Source organism: Hirschia litorea (assembly GCF_042665075.1).
In the GTDB taxonomy this organism is placed as follows: Bacteria; Pseudomonadota; Alphaproteobacteria; order Caulobacterales; family Hyphomonadaceae; genus Hirschia; species Hirschia litorea.
Genome location: NZ_JBHTBR010000004.1, coordinates 63,017 through 86,848, shown reverse-complemented (window position 1 = coordinate 86,848; position 23,832 = coordinate 63,017). Strand labels below are relative to the sequence as shown.

Here is a 23,832-nt window from a genome sequence, read left to right as displayed (position 1 = left end):
GCGTATGAAAATAGAAGTGACAGGTGGTGATTTCCTGCCTCATCCCAAAGCGCGGTTCGTACGTACTGGTATTCAGCTTTATATCGGCGAGGGTGGGAAATACCGTGCTGTTAGTTATCGTTCTGAAGATATAGTGTCCGTACAAATTCGAGATAATTGGTGGATACGCTGGTGGGATAAATCAAGCGATTGGACAAAAGCAGTATTGGCGTCAGGGCTGGCTGGTTTGCCGGGCGCAGGAGCCAACTTCATGTTGCCTGAGTTTGTGTGGGGACAAAAGGCAATTGTCACTTGGGCCAATTCAGTCATTGGAGGCGTTGCAGCAGCTGCTGCCATTAAAAACTCAAGGCGTGTACGATTTCATGCGCAATTTGTCGATGGATCAAAGCTCAAAGCGCGTGCTGAGCAGCGTGTTTTGAATGAAAAATTGATGAAGTTACTAGCGATGCGCGTGAAGGCCTAAACTTAACAAATTGAATTAATAGTATTTCGTTTCGCAGGCACAAAAAACCCGCATAGCTGTTGCTTTGCGGGTTTAGTTTAGCCATTCCTCAAAGTGAAATGAGGAGAATTCTAAGTGTCTATCGACGGGGAGATTAAGCCGCGTCGACAGTCATTGCGTGTGGTGAAGGGTCACGAAGAACGTAACCACGGCCCCAAACTGTTTCGATAAAGTGGTCACCACCTGTTGCTTTCTGTAGCTTCTTACGAAGTTTACAGATGAACACGTCGATGATTTTTAGTTCAGGCTCGTCCATGCCGCCATAAAGGTGGTTTAGGAACATCTCTTTTGTGAGGGTCGTGCCCTTACGTAGAGAAAGAAGCTCGAACATTTGATATTCTTTACCAGTTAAGTGAACGCGTTGGTTCTTAACTTCAACTGTTTTCGCATCAAGGTTCACAAGGATGTCGCCTGTACGGATTACGCTTTCAGCGTGACCTTTAGAGCGGCGTACAATCGCAGTAATACGTGCGATCAACTCATCTTTGTTAAATGGTTTTGTGAGGTAGTCATCTGCCCCATAACCAAGAGTTTTGACCTTGGCTTCAATGTCTGGGTTACCAGACAAGATCAACACAGGTGTATTGATACGCGACATGCGTAACTGTTTCAAAACTTCGTAACCAGAAATATCTGGCAATGATAAATCAAGGATAATGAGGTCGTACTCGTAAACCTTACCCAGGTCCACGCCTTCTTCCCCCAAATCCGTGATGTAGATGTTAAAGCCGGCGGCTTTCAACATTAGGTCGATACTGCGTGCAACCGCATCATCGTCTTCAATCAACAAGACCCGCATAAGGCTCTCCCGAATCACTTACGTCCATATCAACGTATTAACCATTAACAATCAAGCATATTAACTCTTTAAGAAGTGTTAACGCGCCTTCACACCTATTGGCGGAATATTAATTTAGGTGCCTAAAGTTGCATAAATATTGAAAAAAATATGCGAAATATTTTCTCAAAATTTTGAGTGAAGAATCACCTGCGTTAACGCTAGCTTAGGGCAATGGGCACATTCTGCCGAGTCAGAAAAGCAAGAATATTTCGGCTTTACTCTATTGACTCAAAGCGACTCGGTGAAGGTGTGCTTACGTGCTGCAACAAGCGATAAAAGATATAAAAAACATTGAAAAACAATTGTTTGAAGGCCGAATTGTCGCCGTTGAAGGATTGCGAATAGAGGCGACAGGTCCAGCCGAAGCTCTGCGATTGGGCGCTTATGCACGCTTTGGAGACAAAGACGGCCCCCGTGGGGAGCTTGTTGGGTTTGAAGGGGATAGAGCCGTATTTCTTGCATGTGATGATGTGGAAGGTTTACGTCCGGGTGCTGCGGTGTGTTTTTCTTCAGAAGATGCACTTGTTCGTGTGTCAAATTCTTGGCTTGGCCGTGTTGTGGATGCATTTGGAGCGCCAGTTGATGGTGAAGGGCCACTTTCTCAAGGTACAATTTCGCGTCAAATAAAGACTCTTCCACCAGCAGCGCATTCGCGTGCACGTGTTTCAGAGCCTATGTCATTGGGTGTTCGCGCGCTTGATGGCTTTGCGCCATGTGCTGTTGGACAGAGAATGGGACTTTTCGCTGGTTCAGGCGTGGGTAAGTCGACACTTATGTCTATGCTCGCTCGAAACGCGCAAGCAGATGTTGTTGTTATTGGCTTGATTGGGGAACGTGGCCGCGAGGTACGTGAGTTTGTTGAGGATACGCTTGGACCTGATGGTTTAGCCCGGTCGGTTGTTGTGTCAGCAACATCTGATGAATCTGCGCCTCGTCGCCGCCGAGCTGCTTGGATGACAATGGCAGTTGCAGAACATTTCCGCGATCAAGGCTGTAAAGTTTTATGTCTATTGGACTCTGTGACGCGTTTTGCGATGGCGCAACGTGAAATCGGTTTGGCAGCTGGCGAGCCACCAACAACTAAAGGGTATACCCCGTCAGTTTTTGCTGAACTTCCTAAACTGTTAGAACGAGCTGGGCCGGGGCAAATCGTTCCCAATGGTCACCCTCAGGGGCATATTACGGGATTGTTCACAGTGCTGGTTGATGGTGATGATCACAATGAACCAGTAGCTGATGCGGTGCGTGGTATTTTGGATGGTCATATTGTTATGGACCGTAAAATAGCTGAGCGCGGGCGCTATCCTGCTATTGATGTTCTAAAATCGCTCTCTCGTATAGCAAGCCATTTATATACACCAGAGACCGCTGAAATTGCTCGACAGGCTAGACGTTTGATGTCGCTTTATTCAGATATGGAAGAGTTGGTCCGTATTGGCGCTTATGCACGCGGGGCAGATCCGGAAGTTGATCGGGCAGTACAATTATCTCCAGAAATTGAGAAAATTCTGACGCAGCACGTTGATGAGGCTACGCCGCCTGAGGAAACGTTTGCGATGTTGGCGAATGTGCTCGGTATAGGCGTGGAAAGTCCAGCTGCACCAAATCCGCATGTGCATGCGGGGGAGGCAACCATGGCAGCACAAGGTGGGGACCGTAGAAGTGCCAACCGGTCTTCATTAGCAAAACAATTAGGCGGTAATTAAGCGCCATCTTTTGTTAGGAAATGCATTTCCTTTACGAGTTCTTTGCTTCACTCCTTCAGAATGTAAATTATGAAATCACTACCTACACTTATAAAACTCGCCCAACGCAATATTGATGCTATTGCTGTTGAGATTGCGAAAGCTCAAGCGCGTATTGAAGGGCTTCGTATGGCTAAAGCCACGGCGCAAGCAAAGGGTGAAGCTGAACAAGCAATGGTGGGAGATGATAATCTGGATCTGCAATTATTAGCGAGCGTTCCTGCCTATATGTATCGCTTGAAAGGCGAACAAAATAGACTTGATATGGAAATTGCGGAACTTGAAGCGGGCATTGAGCATGTGCGCGCCAGATTAGTTGTAGCTTATCAGGAAAAATCAAAGCTGGAGAGCTTGCAAACTCAGTATAAACTTAGAGCAGATAAAGAGCTGGCAACCCGAGAGCAAGCTCAACTCGACGAGGCGGCTTTAACGCGTCGCGCCTGATTTCTATTTCTGTTGATTGACGAGCTATTTAATCAGCGAATGACCTTCACCACCGATTTTGATTGCTGACTTTCTTTTCTGGCGGCTTTTCATTCATGACTTGTGCAAAAGCCAGTGCAGCGGCCGGCGCAAGTGGGCGACTGAAATAATAGCCTTGGATATAGTGCAGGTCTAAATCTGTGACGAGCTGCAATTGGCGCTCGGTTTCAACACCTTCAACCACACAATCCAGGTCAAGGTTGCGGCACAGGTCAGCTATTGTACGCACAATGTTACGATCAGCTGTGTTCTTGGCCATGTCCTTGATGAAAGAACGGTCAATTTTCAAGCGGTCAATTGGTAACTTTTGAACATAGCTAAGACTTGAATACCCAGTTCCAAAGTCATCCAATGCAAGTGCAAAACCGTGACTACGAATGTAGTGTAGAGATTCAATCACCCGATCGAAATCCTGCATGATCATGGTTTCGGTGATCTCGAACACGATACGGTTTGGCGCAATACCAGCTTCTTCGATAATAGTAATGAGGCGCTGCATACATGACGTGGAGGAGAGTAAGATCGCTGACAGGTTGAACGACAGATAGATATCTTCCGGCCAGTTCTTCATGCTTTTCAAGGCGCATTGAAGAAGGAGGGTTGTGAGAACGCGAATACTGCCTGCCTGTTCTGCGGTTTTGATGAATTCATCTGGCGGCACTTGCCCCAATACCGGATTGTACCAGCGTGCAAGCGCTTCAAACCCTTTTACGCGGTTGTGTTGTGTATCCACGATTGGTTGGAATTCGACGTATAATTCTTTCTCAAGGTCAGCCTCGGTCAATCTCTGCTCTAAAGCGAGGGCATCGCGAATACTGTTTTCGTGTTTCTCGGAGAAGAATACAGGAGCACCCTTTGTATTTTGCTTGGCAAAGCAAAGTGCGTAGTCGGCGCGATCAAATAGCACAGAGCGTTTTCTACCTGCTTGAGGGAAGCGTGCAAGACCAATTGTTCCACCAATATTGGCAGTCCCTTCGTCCAACTTGAAGGGCGCACGCAGCATGTTGCATATGTCTTCCGACAGCTTCAGCATCATTTTGTCATCATGAGGCTTCAAGAAGAGAATACCAAACTCATCACCGCCCAAACGCCCTATGACAACATCACTTCCAAGACGAGCTGATAAACGTTTCGCTGTAGATACGAGTAAATGATCTCCTGCAGGGTGGCCAAACACATCATTCACAGGCTTGAAACCATCCAGATCAAGAAGCGCCAATACAAATTCTGCATTGTCGTCGCTATAATCTTCAATTGTATCTTCGATAGTTTGGAAGAAACTTCTTCTATTGGGCAGTTTTGTGAGCGGGTCAGTATTTGCTAAGCGCAAGGTCTCGGCATTGAGCAATTCCAGCCTCTTACTTTGTCCAAGAAGAGCCTTTTGGTGGCGTACAATGTCACTCATGCCTTTGTCTTGGCTGAGAATTGCTAAATATAATACACCTGCAACCATGGATAAGTTGAGTGCGGAAACTGCATAAATAGGATCAAATTGGATCAGCAGATATAAAACTGTGGCGGGAATGTTGGATAGTAACATTGCTTTAGCGGCTTGTGGCACCGCCAACAATGTCATTGCACCGCCGATAATGGTGATGCCGGAATAGAAAACAACCAATCCTCTTAAAGCGCCATCACCTGCTTCAAACAGCATAACATTCCATGCAAATAACAGAATGCCGATAATCGGTGAGATTTTAACTGATAATTGCAGGCGAAATACTGTTTGCTCGTCAGTTAATTGAATCGTATTTTTGTTCAGCGCTGCAGGGGCTCTCATAACGCTGACGACGAAAAAGAATATAGGGACAGGAAATAGTAAATATGCCGGAAGTAGGTGCATGTGCGTAATACACATACCCAAACTTGCGAACGTCAATAATAGATAGTTTACCGGAAGCTGTAGTTTAATAGCATCATAGCGAGCGCGGTTTAGTTCCGGCTCGTTTTTATGTATTTTAAAGAGAGATAGAAATCTCGAAAACACTTATGTAGTCCTCCTGCTATAATTAGGAGGCTATATCAGTATGATTAAAACCTTGATGTGACTGGGTTTAAAAATCAGGTCAATTTCGTTTACTATTAATTTAAATGTTTTTCGCGCTTAGGTTTAAACAAAAATTGAGCATAAAAAAATCCGCCTACATAGCAGGCGGATTTTTCTTTTTAGTATCAGCTAGTTACTAGCTCGCTTCGGCTATTGAGTCAGCGCCGCCGCGTAAGATTGCTTCAGCAATCTGTTCAGCGTCAATTGCTGCTTGTGCATCAGGAAATAAAGTCGTGATAGTTTTCTGTGTACGGATGGCTTCACGAACTTTGGAATCGCGAAGAACGATACCAGCTAAAGGCGGGCGGAAACCAAGGAATGTTTGGCTTGCACGCGCAAGGGCTTCATATGTGCGCCGACCTGCAACACGTGTATCTGCCATGTTCACTGCAATCCATGGTGCAACGCTTGGTGCATATCCACGAAGAACTTTGATAAAGGCATACGCATCTGTCATTGATGTTGGCTCGTCATTTGCCACCACAAGTGCGCGGTCTGCGGCACGTGCAAGGCGCATAACGTTGGCATCAATACCAGCTGCTAGGTCAACCAATACAATATCATACTGCATCGCTAAAGTTGTTAGACCAGCGGCTAAACGAGCTGCATCATCTTTTGGTAGTTCAGCAAGTGCGCCAGAACCAGAACGGCCAGGCAGCACATCAAAACCACCTTGAGCGCCAGCACCACCATTTACGGGCGTAACTGCGTCATCAAGCTCAACCCAACCGGCCATAACGGCAGCAAGGTCTGTATCAGGTGCAATACCTAGTTGAACATCTACATTCGCACATCCTAAGTCGCCATCCACGAGTAGGGTGCGTTTACCTGCTTTAGCAAAACTAGCTGCGAGGGTTGTAGACATCCATGTCTTACCAACGCCACCCTTGCCAGAAGCAATTGCGAGAATTTGGGCCGGTGCTATGCGCGGTCCTGAGGACATGTGTCCGGATTTTTTGCCAGGAAACGACATTATGCAGCTCCTCTATAAGACATACTTGACCCTGATCCGTTCTCTGGTGCTGTTTCCAACAACAATCTTGCTATTCGCAATGGCGTCGCGGGAATCAGCCCGTTTGATATAGAATGCGTCAAACTTAGTTGAGCGATACTTAACCGAGACGAAGAAAGTGCAGCAAAAGCACCTCCTCTACGTCTTACTACATCTAATTTAGTTAAAATTGCCCTTCTAACGCCAACACTTGCGAAAGCACGTGCATTATCTTCAAGATCTTCAGGATGACCTTCTGCTGACATGACCAAGATTGGTTCAACATCGACATGATAAAGCAAGTTACGAAGGCGAGCGATTTCATTCGGGTTTACCGGATTAAAAGCAGGGCCATCAATAACAAGTTTGCGTTCAGAAGCTGTGCGTGCAGCAAGGTGGTTTTGCAAAGCTTCAGGCGATTTAAATAAACCAACATCAGGGCGGCCAACATAGGCAGCTAGTCTGGCATGTCCGCCGGAAGCATCAAAATCAGCAGACGCTGCTTTAAGACCCAGCGGGGAGTTGCGTGTGACAGCAGCAAGTTTAGCAGCTGTCGAAGTTTTTCCGGCTCCAGGCGCACCGACCAATAGGATTGATTTGCGTGTGTCGGAGTGAACGGGTGAGAATGACAAGACACCCTCAAGACCAGCAGCAAGGGCTGGGCCTGGGTCTGCTGTCGCGCCCATCAATTTCAGACCAGCGCTGGTTACAATGTCAGTAAAGCCAGTTGGAGCACCATGCCAGCTCATTACATCTTTAATGCGCTCGCGTGTGGTGTTGTCGAAACTCGGGCGGGTTTCTGAAAAAACGGGAGTTGCAAAACGCGCATTAGGTGCGCGCTCTACTGCAGCGCGTACCTCGACATTGCCGGGTTCATTGCGGGTTGAAAGAATAACCGCGTCCGAACCTAACTCTGCCCGCATTTGCTCCATGGCTTCTTCCATGGTGGCTGCGGAGAATAGTTTCATTCTCATGGTAGGTGCCTCCTGAATGGCAGTGTGAAATTAATATACTGGTGGGTCATTTGGGGTGTCATTCTTGTTATGTGTTTAGATAGATCCGGCAGACCGCAAGCGGGCTTTGGGATGTATTTCATTTTGGCTCATGACCACTGTTTGGGCGCGGAAACGCTCTACGAGTGAGCGGACATAAGGGCGAATAGGGGCAGATGTGAGTAGGACAGGCGTATCTCCCGTTTGAGCAGCCGCTTCAAATACGCGGCGCATTTCACCTACAAATTCGTGTAAGCGAGAAGGTTCAAGCGCGAGCTGGCGTGCGCCTGCATCTCCGATGAGAGCCTCTGCAAAGGTTTGCTCCCATACGGGTGATAGTGTCACGACTGATAGCTGGCCATCATGTGCTTGGTTGGCGTTACATAGCTGACGGGCAAGACGTGTGCGGACGTGTTCAGTGATCTGCATGAGGTCTGTAGAAGCGCCAGATGCTTCGGCGATTGCTTCCAAAATCGTTGCAAAATCACGGATAGAGATTTTCTCACGTAGCAAGTTTTGCAAGACGCGCTGAATGCCAGACATTGTAATTTGGTTGGGAACAATATCGTCAAGCAGAGCTTTTTGCGCAGATGGCAAGGCGTCTGTTAGTTCCTTTAGAGCTGTAAAGGAAAGCAAGTCAGACATATTTTCTTTTACAAGCTCAGTAAAGTGCGTTGTTAAAACAGTTGCAGCGTCCACAACTGTATACCCACTCATTGCCGCTTCTTCTTTGATAGACTTGTCAATCCAAACAGCTGGAAGTCCAAACACAGGCTCTTTTACACGTTCACCTGAGATTGGAGTTGCTACGCCTGATGCATCCATCGCCATATCAAGCATTGGACGTAACAAGCCGCCACCAGATTCAACCTCTTTAATCATGATACGGTAGTTTTCTGAACCTAGTTCGAGATTGTCTACGATACGAACTTGCGGGGCGATGAAACCAAATTCAGATGCGATTTGGCGGCGCACAGCTTTGATTTGGTCTGTAAGCTTGCGGCCTTCAGATTCATTGATCAGTGACAAGAGGCCAAAGCCAAGTTCAATTTTGAGATCATCCACTGCAACGCTGTCTGAAATAGGTGCTTCCGCAGATTTCTTTGTGGCGTCTGTTTTTATCTCATTCTCTTTGACGATCGCGTCTTGAACAGCTTTTTCTTTGTTTGTCGCTGCACGCCATGCACCATAGCCAGCTCCACCGGCGAGTAGAAAGAACGGAATCATTGGCATGCCAGGCATAAGTCCAGCAAATGCAGCAATACCCGCCACCATAGATAAGCCTTGAGGCGAGGCCATTAATTGCGTGCCAAGTGCTTTATCAGTTGAGCCATCAACACCCGCTTTAGATACCAACATACCCGCAGCAACAGAGATAATAAGCGCAGGAATTTGAGATACGAGCCCGTCACCAATGGTTAGCATTGTGTATGTTTGGGCAGCTTCACCAAAAGGAAGACCCTTTTGAGCGACACCAATTAGAATGCCGCCAATAATGTTTATGACGGTAATCATAATACCCGCCATAGCGTCGCCGCGAACAAATTTGGACGCACCATCCATGGCCCCGAAGAAATTGCTCTCGCCTTCAAGTTCTTTACGTCTTGTGCGCGCTTCATCTTCGTTGATCATGCCGGCAGATAGGTCAGCATCAATCGCCATTTGCTTACCAGGCATCGCATCCAAGGTGAAACGAGCTGCAACTTCCGCAATACGGCCAGAACCTTTGGTGATGACCATGAAGTTCACAATCACGAGGATAATGAACACAATCACACCGATCACATAATTTCCGCCCATCACAAATGAGCCGAAAGTCTTGATGATGCTTCCTGCAGCTTCTGGTCCTTGATCTCCTTTGGAGAGGATTAAGCGCGTAGACGCCATATTGAGTGCGAGCCTCAACATGGTTGTTAGCAACAAGACAGAAGGGAAGGATGAAAATTCCAATGGCTTTTGAATGAGCAAAGCTGTCATCAAAACAAGCACTGAGAATGTAATGGAGATAGCCAGCATAAAATCCAGCAGGAAAGACGGCAATGGCACGATCAGCATGACGATCAATGTCATCACACCCAAGCCAAGCGCGACCTCACTTTTGGCAGCCCCTTTGGCAAGCGCGTTCATATCGAACCCGCCTATGGAAATACCGCCAGTGCCTTTAGTTGCTTCAGCCATAAGTGGTTAGCCTGCCGCTCTAGTTTCGCCGGGAGCTGCAACTTCAACTCCAGCATCTGTGTAGGTGCGAAGTTTGTTGCGCAGCGTGCGAATTGAAATCCCAAGAATATTCGCCGCATGTGTGCGGTTTCCTAGGCAGTGATCTAATGTTGAGAGGATAAGATCTTGCTCAACTTCAGCCACTGTCCGGCCAACTTGAATACTCGCTAATCCTGCTGTGATAGCTGTGTGTGCTGTTTCAGCGACGCGTTGAACCGCAATATCTGATTGTGATTCATGTGGGTTATAGCCACCACGTCCACCCAGAGGTGCACCATCAGGCGTACGTATTGCGTCTGTCTCAATCACGGGTCCGCGAGATAGAATGACAGCACGGTGCATTGCGTTTTCAAGTTCACGCACATTCCCCGGCCAGCGAGAAGCTTCTATTTGCGCGCGCGCATCATCTGAAAGTGATTTGTTTGGAAGCCCATTCGCAGCACTGTATTTTTCGATGAAGAATTCCGACAGTTTTAAAAGGTCAGATCGACGCTCACGAAGGGCAGGAATACATAAATTCATGACGTTCAAGCGATAAAGAAGGTCTTCACGGAAATCACCTTCGCGCACAGCTTGTGCCAAATCACGGTTGGAGGTCGCTAGAATACGGATATCCACTTTGATTGGCTTTGTGCCACCCACGCGATCAATTTCACGTTCTTGAATGGCGCGTAGTAATTTTGCCTGCAAGCGTGCATCCATTTCTGAAATCTCATCCAGAAGGAGTGTGCCGCCATCAGCTTCTTCAAACTTACCAATCCGGCGCGCCATTGCGCCTGTAAAAGCACCTTTTTCATGTCCGAATAACTCGGATTCAAGTAGGTTTTCAGGAATGGCAGCACAGTTTACAGAAATAAATGGTTTGCTTGCGCGGCGAGATTTGCGGTGGACAAAACGCGCCATGACTTCTTTACCAACACCGCTTTCACCTGTGATAAGTACGGAAGCGTCGGAAGGTGCAATCTGTTCTGCTAGTTCTACAATTTGAACCATAGCAGGGTCTGCAGCAATCATTGGACGTTCATCATCTGACACCGCAGATAATACCGCAGCAATCAGCTCTGCATCCGGTGGAAGTGGGATAAATTCACGCGCACCTGCGCGAATAGCAGAAGCTGCTGCATCAGCATCTGCTTCAACGCCACATGCAACGATAGGCGCTGCAATACGCTCAGATTGAAGTGCTTCATGAAGCCATGCAATGTCAGCTTTCACATCAACCATAACAAGGTCTGCGCCATGTCCGGCGCGAAGTGAATCTAGTGCTATAGCGGGGGATGCAGCGTGGGATACTTGTGCGCCGCGCTCAAAAGCAATTTTCGTTGCTGCTGATAGCTGGCCACCCAGATCTCCAATAATTAGTACGCGCATAATGTCTTCACTTTCCAAAAATCTTGTTCTGGCAAAAATCGAATTGTGTAGCTGAAATTTTCAGCCTTGAGGGGGACGGTTAACCGCCAGCATTCTTGATTATCTCTGTCATGGTCACACCGAGGCGATCATCCACAACAACGATCTCACCACGAGCAACGAGGCGAGAGTTTACATAAATATCAATGGCTTCACCAACGCGGCGGTCCAATTCCAATACGGAACCTTCGCCAAGGTGCATCAGTTCGGAAACTTCCATTGTTGTACGTCCAATCACGGCTTGCACTGAGACAGGAACATCAAACATGGGAGCTAGGTCAGCCGCGAATTTTTCACGCCGTTCTGCTTCAACGGATGGAGAAATAGGGTTTGCAACCGGCTTGATGCCTGGTTCTAGTTCTGGGAAATTGAGATCGTCATTAGACATTTTGCTCTCCTAAAACTTGCAATTAAGCTGCACCAAACAAATCGAGCTGATCTTCAATAGGATCGGCTTTGCGATTGTTTAGGCATTTTTCAACTGTTTCACTGATGGCATCGCGGCTAAATTCTGCTGCGCCGCCATTAAATTCGATACGCCAATCGCCTGGACGTGCAGTAGGGTCCGCTACAAAATGTAGACGGTCTGCGATGTCAGGCATGTTTTGCAGGCGCATTTTGATAGGTAGTTCTGCATCTGGCGCGACAGTCACAATGAGGCGCGGCTCAGATCGAAGTTGTTTACAAGCTTCAGCAACAGCTTCTTCTGCAGCCTTATGACCATCTTCATCTAAAGCTTTACCTGCGATGACAGTGGATGCAGCAAGGGCAAGGTCAATTGCTTGGTTGCGTAAAGTCAGTGCCACTTGATTGACGACTTGCTCACTGGGAGTGAGGTTTGCCGCGATTGTTTCAAGAGCAGTTGCAATGCGCGCTTCAACGCTGGCCATGACGGCATCTTGCGTCTGGGCGCGCGCTTGGTGGATTTCCTTTTCAACCTCTTCAACACGCTTATATGCCGGCTTTTTGCCGGATAGAACTTCACCTGTTGGGGTGAATTCGGTATATAATTCAAAGGGTTTTACTTCAGCCATGATTAATACACCAACTCATCTTCAGCGCCGCCATCTGCAAGCATAATTTCGCCGCGATCGGCTAATTCCTTGGCCTGATAGACCATGTCTTGTTGGGCTGCATCGACGTCTTTAAGTTTTACCGGCCCCATTGAGTTCATGTCTTCTTTTAGAATTTTAGCAGCCCGTTCCGACATGTTCGATGTGAACAGGTCCTGCATTTCTTCATTTGCGCCTTTTAGGGCGAGGGTCAGTTTTTCTTTAGGAACAGCTTTTAGAAGTGTTTGAATTCCGCCTGGGTCTAATTTGGCTAGATCGTCGAACACAAACATCAAAGAACGAATTCTTTCAGCGGCTTCTTTGCTTTTTTCTTCAAGCGCCGTCATGAAACGACCTTCGGTTTGGCGGTCAAACGCATTGAAAATATCGGCCATTTGCTCATGGCTATCGCGTTTGGATGTACGTGCGAGATTGGTCATGAACTCCGTGCGGAGCGTGACTTCGATTTTCTCGATAATGTCGCGCGCAACTGGCTCCATACGCAACATGCGCTGCATGCACTCGATTGCGAAATCTGGTGGTAAACAGGCGAGAACCCGCGCAGCGTGGTCGGATTTGATTTTGGATAGGACCACAGCCACTGTTTGTGGGTATTCATTCTTTAGATAGTTTGCGAGAACTGTTTCGGATACATTACCCAGCTTGTCCCACATTGTACGACCGGCAGGTCCGCGAATTTCTTCCATGAGTGAATCCACTTTTTCACCTGGAAGGAATTGAGAGAGAAGACGTTGGGTTTGCTCAAAGTTACCTGTGATCGAACCAGATGTGGAGAGTTTACCGACGAACTCAATAATCAAATCTTCAACCAAAGAAGATTGAACCACACCAAGGCTGGACATTGCGGCGGATACATCGCGTAATTCTTCATCATCAAGTGCCGCCCAGATAGGGCCTGTCTCTTCACCTAGTGCCAACAATAAGATGGCCGCTTTTTCTGAACCTGTAAGATTTTTACCATCAGCAGCAGCTTGCTGGATGGCTTCTCTTTTTGACATGGTTTTGAGAGCTTCTTCTGCTTCAGCGGCTAGATTGCTCATGCTGCATCACTCCCTTTATTCACATCTTCAGATAACCAAGAGCGTATAATCTGGATCGACTCGTCAGGGTGGCTTTCAACAACTTCGGAGATTTTTTTAACAGAAGAAGCGTTCACGCGTCCTGTGATGCGCGCAACATCAAGTCCCAGACCGCTCATTGGGTCTTCGTCTTCGCTTTCGGTATTTGCTGAATTACCACCTGCGGCTCCCGGCAGGACAAGGTTTTCTGACATTTGAACCGATTTTGTGTTGCCGCGTCCCATGCCAGGAAGCGCAGCTTCGCCGCCATAAAATGAATCTTCATTAGAAGCGGGGTTCATCAATCCTTTCACCAATGGACGGAGCACGAAAAGGATGAGAAGAATTGCGCCTACAAACAGGGCGGCAACTTCTGCAATTCTCATAATGTCATCTTTGGTAAGACCCAACATGTTGGGCTCTTCAATGGCAAGGTCGAGCGACGTTTCAGGACGCATAAAGGAGACGTTGACCACTTCAACTATGTCGCCACGTGTTTCGTCATATCCCACAGCAGATTTTACAAGCTTAGCAATGCTGGCAATTTCTTCAGGCGTGCGGGGCGCAAAACTGGCAGGTTCATCATCTGCACCAGCGATACGCACATCATCCAAAGCAACAGCAACTGAGATTTTACGGATGCGTCCACCTTCGGTTATCTCGGTTTTAGTTGTTTTAGAAATTTCGTAATTTGTTGTTTCTTGAATGTGGTTTGATTCCGTTTGAGAGGTAGGGGAGTTACCCGCTTCAACATCTCCGCCTTCAGGAATGTTATTGGCTGCAGTCACAGTGCCGTTTGGATCTGTCGTTGTTTCACGGTTTGAATCTTCAGTTGTTGTCGCAGAACGAATGACGCGGCCATCTGGATCAAAAATTTCTGAACTTTGTGTGATGCGGTTAAAGTCGATGTCTGCGGCGACTTCTACACGAGCAGCGCCTGGTCCTGTTACGCTCTCAACAACTGTCAGAACTTTAGAACGGATTTGTTGCTCAATAGATGTTTGGCGTTCATCAACATTGCCATCACCAAATCCGCCTTCGCCATTTTCGGCACCAGCTGCAAGTAAACGACCTTTATCGTCTAAAAGTGTGATCCGGTTTACTTCTAAGTTTGGAACTGAGCCGGCGACAAGGTTTCTGATTGCGCGCACTTGAGCAGGTGTCATGCCGCGGCCAGCCACTGACATAACAACCGAGGCGGAGGCGGTCTGCGCGTCACGTTCAAACAGACGGCGCTCGGGTAGCACAAGGTGAACACGGGCACCGCGCACATTGTCCAGAGAGCTAACAGTACGAGCTAATTCGCCTTCTAACGCACGAACACGATTAATATTTTGCACAAAACTGGTTGTGCCAAGTGCTTCAGTTTTATCGAAAATTTCATATCCCATTGCGCCGCGAGTAGGCAAACCTTCTTCCGACAACATCATACGTGCATCAAGCACTTGATCTCGGTCAACGAAGATAGAGGCACCATCTCCGCGTATGGTGTAACTAATGTTTGCTTGGTCTAGACGACCAGAAATCTCTGCAGATTCAGTAAGATCCAACCCAGAATAGAGGAGCGCTTGGTCAGTACTACCGCGCAGCATGATAAAACCTAAGCCAGCGCCCACTAATGCAGTCACCACAAGCGCGGCAACGATACGTGACTGTCCGCCCTTAAGGAACTTCTGAATGAATGAGTCTGAATCGGCCATTATCTACCCGGTAATTATTGCACCCCAAAATGAGGTCGTTAGGCAATAATTTCCCAGCAGTCTGTAAACGTCTCATTAACAAGAACGAAAACAATGGCATTTGTTTTAATAATTTGCAGAAAAACGGTGTTCAAACAGCAATATGCCTCGCTCTTGAGAAGAACGAGGCATAAATTTTTGCTTTAAGTTGAAAATAGCTACATTAGTGAGCCAATAACAGAGTCTTGTTTCACTTAGCTATATATTCGACCTAGGCGCGGTAGTTTTGTAGGCGGGTTGTACGAAGTCCTTTTACGCCGAAACGGTCGTAAAGTGCTTCCCATCCTTCAAACTCTTCAGATGAGATTTTGTAACGTGCGCAAGCTTCATCGCGAGTAAGCAAATCGCCGCGTACTGCTGCAACGACTTCTGCTTTACGACGGGTAACCCAACGCTTGATGTCTGGAGAGGGGAGATCATCCAGCGTTAGTGTTTTTCCGTCGGGTCCGATAACTGCCGCGCTTTTCGCGTTCTGGGTCAGCATAGAATTCCCTTTCATTGGTCTGGTCTATGCTGATCACCATATACGAATGGTTTTAAGTTCAGACTGAAGTCAATGCGAGGGTTTTATTGAAAATTTCAAGAATAAAAAAACACCCCAGAGACGTTTTGTTTGTCTTTGGGGTGGTTTTTGTTTCAGAATGGAGCAGAAATCGCTAAATAGGCGATAATAGTCTTAATTACTTATCGTTTGATACGAATTAGCTCATCAAGCATTTCATCTGCTGTTGTAATAATTTTAGAAGATGCAGAATAAGCACGTTGTGTTGTGATTAGGTTTGAAAACTCTTCTGCAAGATCAACAGTAGAAGATTCTAGCGCACTGGAGACGATTGTACCGGCTTCACCCGTTTTAGGGGCGCGTAGGTTCATATCACCTGCATTTGGGCCTGCTCGGTAGCTGCTACCGGCTTGAGCGAGGAGGCCGCCTTCATTTCCGAAGGTTGCGACGGGAACTTGGAAGATTTTACGGCTAAAGCCATTCGTGTATTGGGCGATCACAAAACCATCTTGGTCAACATCGACAGATGCGAGCGAACCAAAAGGCACACCATCAACTGCGGATGTGTCTAGGATTGAGTCGGATGAGTATTGTGTAAGACCGATCGTGCTGTTTCCGTCACCAAGATCGAGTTGGATAGATTGTGCATCTATCCCCAACCCATCAGCCCAACGCGGCGTAGTACCTGCTGCGGTAACGTCAGATGCACCAATGTCGAGTGTGCCTTCAGGATCGAACCCGTCTGGAAGTGCGTTCGTGGCCACCGGATCGATTAAACCAGCTTGCGTGAATACAACTCTACCGCTGGCTAAAAGCCCGTCTGCAACGCCTTCTATATCTGAAGCTGGCGTAACATATGCTTCCACTTGCCATTCATTCGGGTTTGCAGTCTTTAAGAATGAGAAATTTACAGTGTGACGACCGCCCTTGGTGTCATAGACTTCCAAAGGTGTTGTGAAATCAGGCGTGATAGTGCCAGCGGCTAAAGCACCTGTTGTATAGGTTGCTGGATTTACCGTCTGGTCAGCATTCAAATTTGCAGTGATGGATAAATTCGCGGAAGCTTCTGCGATACCGCCATATCCTGATACGCGCACAGGACGCAATGCTGTCAGGTCTGTGGGGCTGGCGTTTACAACTTCGTCAGCACCAATTGGCCATCCATATAGGTATTGCCCACCGCTGTTTTGAAGATATCCGCTCGCGTCAGGAGAGAACTGACCTGCACGTGTATATGTGTATTCATCGGCGGCTGTCGCATTGCCTGCACGGTCTCTGGTTACGAAATAACCTTCACCTGAAATCGCCATGTGCGTTGTAACGGATGAGGTTTGAAGAGTACCTTGCTCACGCATTAGCGAAGTTGCTTTGGAGCTAACTGCACCAGCATTATAAGATGTTTGATATGCTTGGTTGTTTAGCATGGCTGTAAAGTCATTGCGTAAACGTTTGAAACCAACTGTATTTACGTTTGCAATATTTTCTGAGACCGCAGCCATTGCGGATGCGTTTGCGCGTAGACCTGCTGTTCCTGCGAGGAGTGCTGAACCTATACTCATGGCGGTATTCCTTAAACTAAACCCACTCTATTACCCGCATCTTCTTATGAGATGTGGCCTTGAAAGAGCGCTTTTGCGCCATGTGTCTGCGAACTGCTTTTGCGGTCCGGATCGTCTTTCCCTCATAAATAGAGGGGCATGATTAATTTGGCGTTAGACGCAAAATATCACTGTAACTAAATATGCCTGCATTTGTTGTGATTGCTGGTGTCCCATAAGATAAATCCACGCCTGTTACACGTGTGAGCACACGTGAAGATGTTTCTATGGAATTACCTTCATGGTTTTTGGCTGTGATGCTTGTGTAATAAACAGCATCTTGTGCAGCCTGTGTTCCGTCAGTTTTTGTGCCGTCCCATGTAAAGTCATGAGAACCAGCGCCTTTGGCTGCGTTCTCAGTATAAACAACTTTACCGCTTTCATCCTTGACCACGATAATTGATTCAGCAGCATCGCTGGCAACTGAATAACGCCAAGAAAGGTCTTCTCCGCGAAAGCCGGCACCTTCACTATTGATTTCAACATTTTGACCCAAATAGCCCGATAGTGCTGCGCCTGTCGTTGCGTTGTTGGACGCGAGCAAGGAGTTGAGGGATGTGTTTGTTTGGATTTGTTGTTCTACACCAGAAAATTGGACAAGCTGGTTTGTAAATTCAGATGCATCCAATGGCTCCAAGGGATCTTGGTTTTGCATTTGAGCTGTCAGAAGTGTCAGAAACGTATCAAAATTTCCAGCAAGCGATGCTGAAGATGCTGCTGTGTTTGCGCCAGTGGAAGCGCTTTGATTCACAAATGAGATAAGATCTGACAAAATTACCTATCCTTATTCTTATGCTTTTAGATCGACGCGCATGCGCGACCAAGCTGTGATTTCCGGCGTGACTTGGTAAGGTTCATTAGAGTGCTGATCACCTGATTGGTCTGCGTCCTTTGAAACTTCACCTTTTTTGTTTGCCGTTTGTGAACCATCATCGTCGCTAAAGGTGAATGAACTACTGTCATCTGACGATAATTCTAATTTTAAACCACTTTCTTCTAGCTCAACGCCTGCTTCTGATAGAGCATCTTGGAGAGCTTTCGAGCCGCGAGATAATTCAGACAGTGCTTCAGCCGATTTTGCGGCGAGGGTGACTGTTGCTTTCTTATCTTTGGTAATTTCAATGGAGACATTTATCCGACCGAGTTCAGCAGGATCTAGGCGAATTTGAAATTGCTGACTTTTACCGTCAAGACGTTGGATAATTCCCGCCCAAGCTTGCTGGGTAACGGGATTTGCATTGCGCAAACCCGGAGGCAAATCAGGTGTTGGTTTCGCCTGTGCAGCAGATGTCGTTGAGGCCAGATTTGTGTCTTTAAAACCGGTTTCAGGTAGGTCTGGAATATCTGCATCGGCAGAGGAATCAGCAAAATTTGCCACTTCACCACTGGGCAAAAGCGCGGGCTGGGGTGCGCCTGCTGGTTGGGTGGTTGATGGGTTCTGTGTGCCTGCTTGTGCTGTGAAGGCAGGGTTTGTTTGCTGTGAAGGTTGCGTGTTTAGTGTCTGACCGCTTTGCGCTGGCGTGCTGCTTTGCGTTGTTCCTGAATTTGCAGAATTTGAGGTGTTTATCCCCTTAGTAGATTGCAAAAATTGCGCTGAAGCACCCTGTGGCGCACTAGCTTGAGAGAGAAGTTGTCCTACACCTGACTGAGTCATGTTAGTTTGGATTTGAAGCGCACTATTTGGATTGGTAGCTGTTGAGGTCGCAACAGTGCCAGTTTGTTTAGCTGTGTTTTGCGCGACGAGATTCAGGTCGGCGGCTGTAAGCGGTGTGGCTGGACTCTTTATAATAGCCGCCAAATTTTGCGCACTTATGTGGGGTGTCGAAGTTTGTGCTGCTTGATTTGTTGGAGTTTGAGGTGCGCTAGTTGCTGTTTCCGAAGCTGTTGGCGTGCTGGATTGGCCAGTCGCTAAAGCTTGCGCTTGGGGTTGTGTCGCTGAAGCAGACAATGGCGATGTTTGTTGTGTATTGGAATTGGTCGTTTGGCCGATTGCCAATTGTGCATTGGGCGGTGTGGCTGTTGTTGCGTTTTGTAGTGTGTGTGTATCGGTTGCTGCAATTTGCGTGTTTTGCAGTGCTCGGGTCTCTAAGGAAAGAGAGGGGGAGGTGTTTGAATTGAAATCTTGCGCAGTAAAGAAGTTGATCGTCATAAGAGAGGCATCTGTGGATGCGCTTTCCTGCGAGGATGTTTGCTTTTGCGTTGGGTTTGGGCGGGCTTTAGATGTGCGGGATTCTTCCTCGTTTAGGAAGTTGCGGAAATATTCTCTATCAATGTTCTCGCCCTTATAACCGCGAGTGTCATCTAATTTAGAAAGGGACGATTTTGCAGTTTTCGTCTCTGAATAATTAAACCCGTCAATCACGCTATTTACCCGTTCATTTTTGTATCGCTAGTCGCAAGCAGCGCTGCGTTAACCATAGATATGCAATTGGCGGGCCAGTAATAAATTTGGCGAAAACTTCCCTGAAAGTGTGGGGGTGCCGTTTACCTTTTCGTTTAAGGCGGCAGGAAATTCTGGGCTAATTTAGGTGGAGCGGCATTTTTTGCCGATCGCTTTTGGAGCGTGAAAATGTGCTAAAAAATGAGCTGAAATACCAATTTATGGTAAATTTGCATTAAATTTAAATTCTGGCCCAAAGCTTGCGAGGTATCTGATACGCAGGAAAACATTTCTGGGTGAATCCGTCTTGCTTAAAGCGAGATGATGCAAATAAACGCAAACAAAACAAACGCTTGTTATAGATTAGCTTAGGGTGTTTCCACAACGGGATTTAAGGTCTGTATTGATCAGCTAGGCAAAACTAGCCGGGCAATCTTGACCGAGGGGCAAAATATTAGCCCCATCTGGTAGGAGATGTGACATGAGTATTAGCAGCATGATGTCGACAAGCCTTTCGGCTTTGCAGGCAAATCAGCGCGCGCTCAACACGGTTTCTACCAATGTCGCGAATGTTAACACTGAAGGCTATACGCGCCTTGATACGACCTTTGATTCACTGAGTTCAAAGCATGGATCTTTCGGGGTTCAGGTCAATGTACAGCGTGCGGCAGATAAATTTTTAGCAGCATCGGAAATGCGTACATCTGCGACTGTGGGCGCGACATCTACTGTGGCTCAATTCATGGATCGTTTGCAGGGTTTATTAGGAAACCCATCTGATGGTGGAACAGTTTTTTCAGCGCTTGATAATGTGTTGGGATCATTTGGCGGATTGGCGCTAGATCCGTCATCTTCGCTACGTCAGGGCAGTGTTGTCTCCGATATTGAAAATATGCTGAGCCAAGTGAATCAGACCGCCGATGAGATTTCGGCGCTGCGCGATGAGGCGAATGCACAATTGCGATCGGTGATTGGTGAGGCCAACACATTGATGCAAACAATTGCTGATTTGAACGCATCAATTCAGCAGTCCAAAATTGCTGGTTCTGATGCAACGCAGGCTGAAAATGAGCAAAGCAAGCTGATTGATCGCCTGTCTCAGATTGTAGATGTGCGCACTGAGGAGCGTAACCTTGGTGGTGTGAATTTGCGCACAACGAGCGGTTTCTTGTTGGTGTCGCATGAGCCTGCGTCTTTCTCTATGGGAGATACGATAGGATTGCAGGGGTATGCGAGTGTTGAGGTGAGCCATTCAACATCGAGCACCAAATTGTCGCTTGATAAATATGTGAAGAGCGGCGAAATCATGGGGTTGATACAGGCGCGAGATGTAGAAATTCCAGCTATTGGGGTTGCGTTTGGAGAATATGCGAGCGGTCTAATTGATAGCCTGAATGCAGCGCACAATGATGCGAGTGCTGTGCCGGCACCGGGTGTGTTGACGGGTGAAAATACCGGACTGATCTCCACGGATACACACGGATTTACAGGCACGTCACATCTTGCGATTACCGATGCTAACGGTGAGATCGTCAAGAATCTCTCCATTGATTTTACGGCTGGTACGATCACGGATGAGGCTGGAGCAACGACTGCGATTGGGACGACTGTCGGGGGGCTGGCAACCTCGATCAATACAGCTTTAGGAGCATCGGGTTCTGCAACATTCACAAATGGCGTGTTGCAAATTTCAGCGGCGAATGCAGCTGGCGGTGATGGTGTGGCTATGCGTCAGGATGAGGCGGCTCCGTCTGACTGGGCTGGCCGCGGGTTGGCGCACCGCTTCGGCTTGAACAATATCATTTCAAAACCAACACCAACAAATTTTGCAACTGGATTGAGTGGGACGTCTGCGCATGGATTTGCGGCTGGGCAGTCTATCTCCTTTGAAGTGCGTGCAAATAATGGCGCGATTTTGAGTACGGTGTCTGTTTCTCCAGTAGCTGGCGGCACGATTGATGATGTCATCGCGCAAATGAACACAAGCTTGAACGGGTTTGGAACTGTGTCGCTGGATGGCGATGGGCGCATGAGTTTTAAAGGCGCAAACAACACTCAAGCTAGCCGCATTGATACAATAGAAGACACAACGCAGCGTACTGGCTCGAATATATCATTGAGCCAGTTATTTGGCTTAAATAGTGTAGGGTCTGCGGATCGCGCTAAAGATATTTCTGTGCGTAGTGAGATCTTAAATGACTATGGACGGGTTGCAACGGCCAAGCCTGACCTTGCGGGTAAGGTTGTAGGTGACAGCGTGTTGGAAAAAGGCGATGGTCGCGGCGCGACAGGCTTGTCATTGTCTGGCGATACTATTCGCAGCTTTGGTGCGGCGGGCGGCATTAATGCGCAAAGAACAAGTATCAATGATTACGCGGCGCGCTTGGCTGGTGTAGCGGGCGCGAAGGCGACATCTACTGCACAAGCAGCCGCATCAGCAGAAGCAGTGAAAAATGAAGTGGCAACACGCCGCGAAAGCGTTGAAGGCGTGAATGTCGACGAAGAATTAGTAAAGATGACGCAATATCAACAAGCGTATAACTCAGCGTCCCGCATGATGCAGGCGGCGACTGAAATGTTCGATACGCTCTTGAGAATGGTTTAGGGAAGAAAAGGTAAGCTGATATGACACGTATTTCGACTGCCATGATTTCTCAAAATGCGCTGCGTGATTTGCAGAAATCACAAAAGACATTGTTTGAAGTATCTAACCAAACAGCTTCGCAAACCAAAGCGACGGACCTAAAAGGCTATGGCGCGCAAACGCATACATTGGTGTCTAGCTCTAGATTGCAAGCTAATATCCAATCGCGAGTGGATAATGCGGCAGAATTAAATACGCGACTATCCATGCAAGATGCCATGTTAGGACGCGCAGATGAGGTTTTGGGGCAATTGCGCGACGCGATTTTGCAAGATACCAGCTTGAATGGCCCTTCAACAATTGATTCCAAGCTTGAGGAAGCATTTTTGGTTATCAAAGATGTGTTCAACCTAGAAATAGCTGGACGTCATGTCTTTGGTGGGACGCGCAATGATAAACCACCGGTGAAAGCTGCTGATCTTGCTGATCTTGTTGCAAACCCGATTGCGGACGCATTTGAGCAGGGCGCGCAAGAGCAAACGGTGAGCGTCGATGGATATCAGAATATCTCGATGGCACCGGTCGCAGCAGAGGCTGGGTTGGAAGTGTTTACATTGCTGCGCGATATTGCAGCGGGTGGGCCATATCCTGGTCCAATGAGCGATGCTCAAAAAACAGCGCTACAGGCGCAATTGGGTGCTTTGGATTCGGCTACGCAAGGCATGGTGCAGTTGCAAGCAGAAAATGGGCGCACACAAGAGCGTGTTGAAAGCGCAATTGAGCGTCAACAAATGCAGTTGAACACATTATCAAGCTCAATCGGCAAGATCGTTGATGTTGATCTGGCAGAAGTTGCGGTAAGGCTCAACAATGCACAAACATCCTATCAGGCATCTGCCAGCGTGTTTAATGCTGTACGCGGTCTGACTTTGTTGGATGTTCTCTAGGTTTATTCTCTAGCCGCGAAGGTGGGAGTATTTGCCTTGGGTAAATAGATTTGATTTGTCTATCGCGATTTCTAGAAAACGAGATGCACCTGTCATTAATGGGTGAATTGCAAATGCGTTATCATCGTTTAGATGCATACGCCAAATGTGCAGGACTGGGTCCCATTCAATCGCAGTGATTTGTTTCCAAGTATAAAATTCTTGCGCACTATTCCAACGTTGGATCATGATACCATCATCCATCCATTCAATTTGACGTTTGCTCGCATCGTATAAGCAAAGAAGACACGCCATAGAGATGGTGAAAAAGACGATTGCAAAACCATGTTGCGTGTTGAGGTCGATTAAGCCATCGAATGCATAGGGAACTGCAACCAATACGCCAAAAAATACCGCGCCAAATACAAAGGTTGTGTTGACGACGAAGTTTGTTTTTACCATTTGCCGAGCGGGATTATCGACTAATTGCACAAATAAATATGCCAATGGTAATCCGACTAATCCCAAGCCACCGCCCAATAGCGCGCCTTTGAGGCCATTGGTGAGAATAATGTCGAGCATGATGTGTCCCAATTTGAAAAATTAAAGGTTTGCAAATTGGGACGTTGCAAAAACGGTGCAACATGGTTTCTCAAACGTTAATATCAGCAAATCAGCCTGCATTTTGGAGAGGCTATGTTTTTTACGTGATTTGCGTTATGTAGGCGGCTGCCCAAACAGGGT

At 47.4% G+C, this 23,832-nt stretch carries 20 protein-coding genes; 5 read left to right on the top strand and 15 right to left on the bottom strand.

Going from position 1 to position 23,832, the window contains the following annotated elements; genetic code table 11:
- Nucleotides 1-4: 4 nt before the first annotated feature.
- Nucleotides 5-463, top strand: a complete 459-nt coding sequence (locus ACFQS8_RS07615; RefSeq protein WP_382166706.1) for a hypothetical protein — start codon at nt 5-7, stop codon at nt 461-463.
- Between the two features lie 133 nt (nt 464-596).
- Here ACFQS8_RS07615 and ctrA read toward each other — a convergent pair whose 3' ends face one another.
- Nucleotides 597-1,301 carry a response regulator transcription factor CtrA gene (gene ctrA, locus ACFQS8_RS07610; protein ID WP_382166705.1) on the bottom strand — a complete coding sequence of 235 codons (705 nt, stop codon included), beginning with the start codon at nt 1,299-1,301 and terminating at the stop codon, nt 597-599.
- Between the two features lie 302 nt (nt 1,302-1,603).
- On the opposite strand from ctrA, the gene fliI reads away from it, so the two are divergent.
- Both fliI and ACFQS8_RS07600 read left to right on the top strand, forming a co-directional pair.
- Nucleotides 1,604-3,049, top strand: a complete 1,446-nt coding sequence (gene fliI, locus ACFQS8_RS07605; protein WP_417461787.1) for a flagellar protein export ATPase FliI — start codon at nt 1,604-1,606, stop codon at nt 3,047-3,049.
- 69 nt (nt 3,050-3,118) lie between these two features.
- The gene (locus tag ACFQS8_RS07600) at nt 3,119-3,532 is read left to right on the top strand and encodes a flagellar FliJ family protein (protein WP_382166702.1); all 414 of its coding nucleotides are present in this window, start codon (nt 3,119-3,121) and stop codon (nt 3,530-3,532) included.
- Between the two features lie 46 nt (nt 3,533-3,578).
- Here ACFQS8_RS07600 and ACFQS8_RS07595 read toward each other — a convergent pair whose 3' ends face one another.
- The 13 genes from ACFQS8_RS07595 to ACFQS8_RS07535 form a co-directional block, all read right to left on the bottom strand.
- Nucleotides 3,579-5,558: a putative bifunctional diguanylate cyclase/phosphodiesterase gene (locus tag ACFQS8_RS07595; protein WP_382166701.1), complete on the bottom strand. Its 1,980-nt coding sequence runs from the start codon at nt 5,556-5,558 to the stop codon at nt 3,579-3,581.
- A 196-nt stretch (nt 5,559-5,754) separates the two neighbouring features.
- Entirely contained in the window at nt 5,755-6,591 is an 837-nt protein-coding gene (locus ACFQS8_RS07590) for a nucleotide-binding protein (protein WP_382166700.1), read from the bottom strand.
- Nucleotides 6,591-7,583: a flagellar biosynthesis protein FlhF gene (locus ACFQS8_RS07585; RefSeq protein WP_382166699.1), complete on the bottom strand. Its 993-nt coding sequence runs from the start codon at nt 7,581-7,583 to the stop codon at nt 6,591-6,593. Before ACFQS8_RS07585 ends, ACFQS8_RS07590 begins: the two co-directional genes overlap by 1 nt.
- A 75-nt stretch (nt 7,584-7,658) precedes the next feature.
- Complete coding sequence (gene flhA, locus ACFQS8_RS07580; protein ID WP_382166698.1) at nt 7,659-9,779, bottom strand: flagellar biosynthesis protein FlhA; 2,121 nt, start codon at nt 9,777-9,779, stop codon at nt 7,659-7,661.
- A 6-nt stretch (nt 9,780-9,785) separates the two neighbouring features.
- Nucleotides 9,786-11,189: a sigma-54-dependent transcriptional regulator FlbD gene (gene flbD / locus ACFQS8_RS07575; protein ID WP_382166697.1), complete on the bottom strand. Its 1,404-nt coding sequence runs from the start codon at nt 11,187-11,189 to the stop codon at nt 9,786-9,788.
- 79 nt (nt 11,190-11,268) lie between these two features.
- Nucleotides 11,269-11,616 (bottom strand): flagellar motor switch protein FliN, encoded by a 348-nt coding sequence (fliN, locus tag ACFQS8_RS07570; RefSeq protein WP_382166696.1) that lies wholly within the window; start codon nt 11,614-11,616, stop codon nt 11,269-11,271.
- Nucleotides 11,617-11,638: 22 nt separating this feature from the next.
- A complete protein-coding gene (locus ACFQS8_RS07565) occupies nt 11,639-12,262 on the bottom strand; it encodes a FliH/SctL family protein (protein WP_382166695.1) in 624 nt (207 codons plus the stop codon).
- Nucleotides 12,263-12,264: 2 nt separating this feature from the next.
- Nucleotides 12,265-13,299, bottom strand: coding sequence for a flagellar motor switch protein FliG (fliG, locus tag ACFQS8_RS07560; RefSeq protein WP_382166927.1), 1,035 nt, complete (start codon nt 13,297-13,299; stop codon nt 12,265-12,267).
- A gap of 38 nt (nt 13,300-13,337) precedes the next feature.
- Nucleotides 13,338-15,059 (bottom strand): flagellar basal-body MS-ring/collar protein FliF, encoded by a 1,722-nt coding sequence (fliF, locus tag ACFQS8_RS07555; RefSeq protein ID WP_382166694.1) that lies wholly within the window; start codon nt 15,057-15,059, stop codon nt 13,338-13,340.
- A 250-nt stretch (nt 15,060-15,309) separates the two neighbouring features.
- The gene (gene sciP / locus ACFQS8_RS07550) at nt 15,310-15,582 is read right to left on the bottom strand and encodes a CtrA inhibitor SciP (protein WP_382166693.1); all 273 of its coding nucleotides are present in this window, start codon (nt 15,580-15,582) and stop codon (nt 15,310-15,312) included.
- A gap of 200 nt (nt 15,583-15,782) precedes the next feature.
- Nucleotides 15,783-17,159, bottom strand: coding sequence for a flagellar hook-basal body complex protein (locus tag ACFQS8_RS07545; protein WP_382166692.1), 1,377 nt, complete (start codon nt 17,157-17,159; stop codon nt 15,783-15,785).
- A 142-nt stretch (nt 17,160-17,301) separates the two neighbouring features.
- A complete protein-coding gene (locus ACFQS8_RS07540; RefSeq protein WP_382166691.1) occupies nt 17,302-17,970 on the bottom strand; it encodes a flagellar hook assembly protein FlgD in 669 nt (222 codons plus the stop codon).
- Nucleotides 17,971-17,988: 18 nt separating this feature from the next.
- The gene (locus ACFQS8_RS07535) at nt 17,989-19,560 is read right to left on the bottom strand and encodes a flagellar hook-length control protein FliK (protein WP_382166690.1); all 1,572 of its coding nucleotides are present in this window, start codon (nt 19,558-19,560) and stop codon (nt 17,989-17,991) included.
- A gap of 499 nt (nt 19,561-20,059) precedes the next feature.
- On the opposite strand from ACFQS8_RS07535, the gene flgK reads away from it, so the two are divergent.
- Nucleotides 20,060-22,183 carry a flagellar hook-associated protein FlgK gene (gene flgK, locus ACFQS8_RS07530; protein ID WP_382166689.1) on the top strand — a complete coding sequence of 708 codons (2,124 nt, stop codon included), beginning with the start codon at nt 20,060-20,062 and terminating at the stop codon, nt 22,181-22,183.
- A 20-nt stretch (nt 22,184-22,203) separates the two neighbouring features.
- On the top strand, nt 22,204-23,109 hold the full coding sequence (locus ACFQS8_RS07525) for a flagellin (RefSeq protein ID WP_382166688.1): 906 nt from the start codon (nt 22,204-22,206) through the stop codon (nt 23,107-23,109).
- A gap of 9 nt (nt 23,110-23,118) precedes the next feature.
- On the opposite strand, the gene ACFQS8_RS07520 is transcribed toward ACFQS8_RS07525, so the two are convergent.
- Nucleotides 23,119-23,670 (bottom strand): hypothetical protein, encoded by a 552-nt coding sequence (locus ACFQS8_RS07520; RefSeq protein WP_382166687.1) that lies wholly within the window; start codon nt 23,668-23,670, stop codon nt 23,119-23,121.
- Nucleotides 23,671-23,832: the final 162 nt, after the last annotated feature.